We start from the raw sequence: 514 nt of genomic DNA on the forward strand, positions 1-514 counted from the left end.
ATCTAGTTTTCAAGGAACAAAGCAGAAAGTATCCATCACATCGTGATGACGGTCTTTCCTATTTGAATGAATTACTCATTCAAAACTGAACAAAACAAAAGCGCTCTCGTAATTATCCTTAGAAAGGAGGTGATCCAGCCGCACCTTCCGATACGGCTACCTTGTTACGACTTCACCCCAATCATCTGTCCCACCTTAGGCGGCTGGCTCCATAAAGGTTACCCCACCGACTTCGGGTGTTACAAACTCTCGTGGTGTGACGGGCGGTGTGTACAAGGCCCGGGAACGTATTCACCGCAGCGTTGCTGATCTGCGATTACTAGCGAYTCCGACTTCATGGRGTCGAGTTGCAGACYCCAATCCGRACTGAGACCGGCTTTTTGGGATTMGCTCCACCTCACRGTATYGCARCCCTTTGTACCGGCCATTGTAGCATGCGTGAAGCCCAAGACATAAGGGGCATGATGATTTGACGTCGTCCCCACCTTCCTCCGAGTTGACCCCGGCAGTCTCC

General features: G+C 51.0%; 1 rRNA gene. It reads right to left on the reverse strand.

Going from position 1 to position 514, the window contains the following annotated elements:
- Positions 1-122: 122 nt before the first annotated feature.
- A 16S ribosomal RNA gene (locus AC1DOP_RS27250) occupies positions 123-514 on the reverse strand; the annotation flags it as partial.

This window comes from Massilia sp. 01N410, assembly GCF_056399665.1.